This is a genomic window from Chthonomonas sp., from assembly GCF_035294165.1.
Classification (GTDB): domain Bacteria; phylum Armatimonadota; class Chthonomonadetes; order Chthonomonadales; family Chthonomonadaceae; genus Chthonomonas.
Window position 1 is genome coordinate 1 of the sequence record NZ_DATGLN010000255.1, and the last position, 5,858, is coordinate 5,858.

Consider the following 5,858-nt stretch of genomic DNA (forward strand, 5'->3'; position numbering starts at 1 on the left):
CTTCACGGGCTAAATCGTAGAGACGACGGCCTTGGTGGCGCTTGGCCGAAACCATGGGAGGAACCTGTTGAATGAGGCCACAAAAACGCTTTAGAATCGGCTTCAGCGCCTCCGCCGTGAGATAACCGGCATCGCACTCACGTACCACCTTGCCGGTGATGTCAAGCGTATCCGTTTCGACGCCGAACACAATTTCGGTGAGATAGGCCTTGCGAGAGGCGCTAAGATATTCCGCCAAGCGGGTAGCCTGCCCGACGCAAAGCACGAGAACGCCGGTTGCCAAGGGGTCTAACGTGCCTGTGTGCCCCACACGGCGCACACCCAAACGCCTGCGCACCCACTGCACCACATCGTGTGAGGTTCTCTGTGCCGGCTTATCTATAACAAGCAGCCCGTTTAACGAGGATTTTATTCCATCACCCGTCTTCACGCACTTTGTCCGAGCTGGCGCTGGCGATAATGTTCATCCGGCCGCGTATGGATACGGCGCACGGCCTCTTCGGTAAGGAAGTTAGGCCCACCGGCCGCACAGGTGCCTAGCAGAATACGCGCTGCCTTCACCGCCATAAGGGTAATGTTTTCCACCTCGCGTGCCGAACGGCCTAGCGCGATAAAACCGTGGTTCTGCATCCACACGGTCTTAGGCCATTCGCCCCACTGCTCGAAGAACTCTTCAACCCGTTGTTTTATGCGCTGAGCCAGCGGAATGCCGGGGTCCACATACTCCACAAAACAGGGGGCTACGCCACAGACCACAATCTCATCGGGGAAGAGCCTTCCCGCCAACAGCTCGCGTGCCCGGCGCGAACAGAGAATGGAGTTGATGGCCGTTGGATGGGTATGCCCTACAAACTGAACGCCGGGCAGAGTAAGAAAATAGGCATGAAAGAAGGTCTCTACGGAAGGGAGAACTTCCTGATCTTTCTCGGCCTTGCTGTCTAAGAGCACCTGCTTGAGCGCTGTATCCGACAGGGGTAGCCCCTCGAAGCAGGCGAGAATGGGGGCAAAACGCACCGCACAAAACCCCTCCGGTCCGATGGTGCCCAACTGCTGCCCGCTCGCCTTCACCAGAAACACCTCTTCGTTTACCTTCGCGGAGGTATTCCCCTCACCAAGAATGGCCAAATCGCGCTCCGGTGCCCCCAAAGCGCGAGAAAGTTGAACTAACTGTTCTAAAATCGGCAAGGATGGATTCATGAGGTGCACTCCCTGAGCTTCGATGTTTTCACGCCTTTCGATAGGCCTCCACGGTAAGACGTAACCCTTCTTCTAAACTTGTGGCCGGACGATAGCCGATAAGGCGTTCGGCCCGCGAAATGTCGGCGCCTGAATGGCGAATATCGCCGGCGCGTGGGGCGGCATAGTTTGGAGTAAGCTGGGTGCCCATCACATTCTGCAGCATCTGCAAAAGCGTGTTCAGCGTATACTGGCGCCCCCCGGCGATATTGAACACCTCCCCACATGCATTCTCCGGCGGCGCGGTAGCGGCCAGCAGATTCGCCCTCACCACATCGCCCACATAACAAAAATCGCGCGTCTGCTCGCCATCGCCAAAAATGGTGGGCGACTTCCCCTCCAAAAGAGCGGCGATAAATTTGGGAATAACGGCAGCATAAGGGCTATTCGGGTTCTGGTTCGGCCCGTAGACGTTAAAGTAGCGCAGCGCAACGGTCTGAAGACCGAAGATGTTCGTAAAGTTCTGCGCGTAGTGCTCCCCTGCCAATTTCTGAACCCCATAGGGGGAAAGCGGTCTGGGAAGAACCTCTTCATGGGTAGGAATGACGGCCGTATCGCCGTAAACGGCCGCTGAAGAGGAGAACACAAAGCGCTGCACCCCCTGGTCGCGCGCGGCCAGGAGCATGTTAAGCGTTCCTCCGATATTCACGGCATCCGCCTGGATGGGGTCTTGAATGGAGATGGGCACAGAGACCAGCGCAGCAAGATGGAACACAACCTGAACGCCTCGGCAAGCGTTGCGACAGGCCAGCGCATTGCGTATATCCCCCTCCACCACCTCAATATGCTTCTCAAAGCCACGAAGATTTTCGGGCGTGCCGGCCGAGAAGTTATCTAGCACACGCACCTTCGCTCCCTGCAGAGCCAGCGTCTTGGCGAGATGTGCCCCAATAAACCCGGCCCCGCCGGTTACCAGAGCGCTTTCGATTTTGGCAATAGCCTCCAATGACTTCTCCTTAAGCGCCTTTCAAAGGCCCCGATAAGCTGTATCTCTATGCTACCACACTTTGCCGACTGTTCGCCCAGCGATACCCTCTCAAAACAGCCCCAAGAAGGCTAAGACCGCATAGCAAGAACTAAAATCGGGCTAGATAACAGAGAAGAAAGAGGGTATTAGCGCGATTCTGCTAGCCTCTGTTGTGCATATGCAAGCTGCGCACGTATGGCCTCAGGGGCCGTGCCGCCTTCGGAGGTGCGACTCGCCATGCTTGCGTAGGGGGTTAAAAGGGCTAGAACCTCGCTGTCGAACAAGGGGGAAAAGGTTTTTAAGGTGGCGATATCGAGGGCCTCAAGCCCGATCCCTTTCTCAAGACAGTGGCGTACGATGCGCCCAACTACCGCATGAGCCTCGCGGAAAGGCATCCCTCTACGGGCCAGGTAGTCTGCCAGATCGGTGGCCGTGGAAAAATCGCCCTCTAGAACGGCCTCCATACGCTCTGCCCGAAAGCGGGCGGTCTGCAGGGTGCGGCACAAGGCCGGTAAAACGAGCTGAAGCGTATCTATCGTGTCGAAGAGAGGCTCTTTATCCTCCTGTAAGTCTTTGTTGTAGGCCAGAGGCAGCCCCTTCAACACGGTGAGCAGGGCCATAAGGTTCCCATAGAGGCGCCCTGTTTTCCCTCGCACCAGTTCGGCAACATCCGGGTTCTTTTTCTGAGGCATAATGCTACTGCCGGTTGTAACGCTATCGTCAAGCTCCACAAACCCAAACTCCGGGCTGCTCCAAAGGATGATCTCCTCGGCCAAGCGCGATAGATGCATGCCGAGAATGGCGGCAGCTGCGAGAAACTCCACGGCGAAATCCCTATCGGAGACCGCATCGAGGCTATTGGGCAGCACCGAATCGAAACCCAATAACTCGGCAACCCTGCGGCGATCGATGGGAAAACTGGTGCCGGCCAAGGCACCGGCACCCAACGGAAGCCGATTGAGGCGTTGCCGACAATCGTGCAGGCGCTCTCGGTCTCTATCTAACATCCAGAAGTAGGCCAAGAGATGGTGCGCCAGCGAGATGGGCTGGGCATGTTGCAGATGCGTGAAGCCGGGGAGAACCGTCTGAATCTCGCGTTCTGCTAGGGCAACCAGTGTCTGTTGAAAACCCCTAATCTCTTCGGTCAGCGCATCACAAACGTCGCGCAGGTAGAGCCGGAGATCGGTTGCCACCTGGTCGTTTCGGCTCCGTGCAGTGTGCAGTTTACCCGCTACATCGCCTATCCGCTCATAGAGAAGGCTCTCGATAGCGGTATGCACATCCTCGGCATCCTCGGGAAGGACGACACGCCCCTCTGCAAGCTCCTGTTCAAGGGCCTTAAGCCCCTCCACAATCTTCAGAGCCTCCTCTTGGGTCAGAATGCCGGTAGCCCCAAGCATGGTGGCGTGAGCGATGCTTCCACGAATATCCTGTCGCCAAAGGCGACGATCAAAGGGAAGCGAGTTGTTTAGTCGCGCTATCAGCGCATCGGTCTCTCCCTCAAAACGCCCGCCCCACAGTTTCCGCATGGTCTCTTACTTTCCGTTCCGTTGCAAAGTCGTCTTCTCTACGCTTGAGGCTCTTCAGTCGGCGGCTTCGACACGCTCGCCCCAAGAAGCGCCGGCGGAACCGGCTGGCCGGCAAGCTTGCCGCTTTGGCGCAGATGAAAGTACATGCGCGATTGCAGGCCGTGCGTCTTTACAACGCCCAACGACTCGGATTGATCGAAGGTCTTGCTATCGAAGGAGGCAAGGTCGGCACTATAGAGCGCGTTAGGGCTGTTGCGCCCGATTACCGTAGCCGATCCCTGGAAGAGGCGCATGTGCACGATGCCGTTGACCCGCTCCTGCACGCGCGCGATGAACGCCTCAAGGTCTTCCTTCAACGGGTCAAACCAAAGCCCTTTATAGGCTAACTCGCCCCATTCGCGGTCTACCATCGCCTTAAACTTCAACTCGCCTTGGGTACAGACCAGAGCTTCTAGTGCCTTGTGGGCGGTAAGCAGAGTCACCGCAGCCGGGCACTCGTAGTTTTCGCGCACCTTAAGCCCCAACATGCGGTCTTCCATAATATCAATGCGCCCCACACCATGCTGTCCCGCCACGCGATTAAGGGCAGTTACCAGGCTCACGGGGTCGAGCCGCTGCCCATCGAGGGCCACAGGCACACCCTGCTCGAACTCGATGGTAATGGTTTGCGGCGTTGGCAAACAACTGCCCGGCCCGCGCGTCCACTTAAAAATCTCTTCGGGCGGGGCGTAGTCCGGCTCTTCCAAACGCCCTCCCTCAATGCTGCGTCCCCACAGGTTCTCATCTACCGACCAAATGCGCTCTTTGGTCTGTGGAATATCCAGACCGTGGGCGTTGGCGTAGTCTATCTCTTCACTACGCGTCCAAGGCTCGCGGCGTCCGTCGGGCAAGCGACGCCCTTCGCGCATGGGCGCGATGATCTCGGCCTCCGGCATGAGCGTACGCAAAATGTACTCAATGCGGAACTGGTCGTTGCCCTTGCCGGTACATCCGTGTCCAAAGGCGGTCGCCCCCAACTCGCGAGCCTTCTCCACCGCCTTGAGGGCAATAAGAGGCCGCGCGATGCTTGTGGAGAGAGGATAGCCCTCATAGTCGCCATTGGCACGAACGGCAGGCCAACAAAAGTACTCCACGAAAAGCTGCTTGGCATCTATGGTATAGTGTTCGGCACCAAGACGCCGAGCGCGCTCCTCGGCCTGACGAATATCCTCCTCCGGCTGCCCCACATCCACCGTTACCGTGATAACGTGGTCAAAGCCGTACTCTTCACGAACCAAAGGGATGCACACGGAGGTGTCTAGCCCTCCGGAGTAGACAAGAACGATCTTTTTCATGGTTTTCAAAGTCCTATAATCAGCAGCAAGAGCGCTTTTTGTGTGTGCAAGCGATTTTCGGCCTGCTCAAGAATGGAGGCTTTATGCCTCTCCATCACCTCATCGGTGATCTCCTCGCCTCGGTGCGCGGGCAGACAGTGCATGGCGATGGCGTTCGGTTTGGCATGAGCGAGGAGGGTCGCATTGAGCTGGTAGGGTGCAAACAGTTTCGCACGTTGCTCGCGTTCTGCCTCCTGCCCCATACTCGCCCACACATCGGTGTAGACGGCATCGGCATCGCGCACGACCTCTTCCGGCTGCGAGAGTATCTCAATCCGGGCGCCGCTAACGGCAGCCAGTCGGCGCGCCTCCTGAATATAGGCCTCATCGGGAAAGTAGCCGTTGGGGCAGGCCGCGGATAAGTTTACCCCCATTTTGGCACAGGCAAGCAGCAGCGCATGCAGCACATTGTTGCCATCGCCTACATAAGCAAGCTTAAGGCCGTTGCCCAAGGGGCCGCAGAACTCCTGGAGGGTCAAGAGGTCGGCAAAGGCTTGAATAGGGTGTTCACGATCGCTGAGCGCATTGATTACCGGAATGGTTGCATGCTCGGCAAGCTGCTCTACGGTGGAGTGCCGATAAACCCGGGCGGAGATAATGTCTACCCAGCGTGAGAGCGAGGCGGCCACATCGGGCACGGCCTCGCGCGTCCCAAGCCCCACATCGTTCGGGCCGAGATAGATGGCATGGCCGCGCAGGTGCGCCATCGAAACCTCGAAGCTCACGCGCGTGCGCAACGAGGGCTTCTCAAAA

General features: G+C 57.8%; 6 protein-coding genes. All 6 read right to left on the reverse strand.

Features of this window, described 5'->3' with window-relative positions:
- A partial coding sequence (truB, locus tag VKV29_RS14195) for a tRNA pseudouridine(55) synthase TruB (RefSeq protein WP_324201974.1) occupies nt 1-430 on the reverse strand: 430 nt, incomplete at its 3' end.
- A complete protein-coding gene (locus VKV29_RS14200) occupies nt 427-1,197 on the reverse strand; it encodes a class II aldolase/adducin family protein (protein ID WP_324201975.1) in 771 nt (256 codons plus the stop codon). The genes truB and VKV29_RS14200, both read right to left, overlap by 4 nt.
- A 28-nt stretch (nt 1,198-1,225) precedes the next feature.
- The gene (locus VKV29_RS14205; RefSeq protein WP_324201976.1) at nt 1,226-2,182 is read right to left on the reverse strand and encodes an SDR family oxidoreductase; all 957 of its coding nucleotides are present in this window, start codon (nt 2,180-2,182) and stop codon (nt 1,226-1,228) included.
- A gap of 167 nt (nt 2,183-2,349) precedes the next feature.
- The gene (gene argH / locus VKV29_RS14210) at nt 2,350-3,732 is read right to left on the reverse strand and encodes an argininosuccinate lyase (protein WP_324201977.1); all 1,383 of its coding nucleotides are present in this window, start codon (nt 3,730-3,732) and stop codon (nt 2,350-2,352) included.
- Nucleotides 3,733-3,770: 38 nt separating this feature from the next.
- Nucleotides 3,771-5,066 (reverse strand): argininosuccinate synthase, encoded by a 1,296-nt coding sequence (locus tag VKV29_RS14215; protein ID WP_324201978.1) that lies wholly within the window; start codon nt 5,064-5,066, stop codon nt 3,771-3,773.
- Between the two features lie 5 nt (nt 5,067-5,071).
- The coding region (gene argF / locus VKV29_RS14220; protein ID WP_324201979.1) for an ornithine carbamoyltransferase at nt 5,072-5,858 on the reverse strand (787 nt) is incomplete at its 5' end.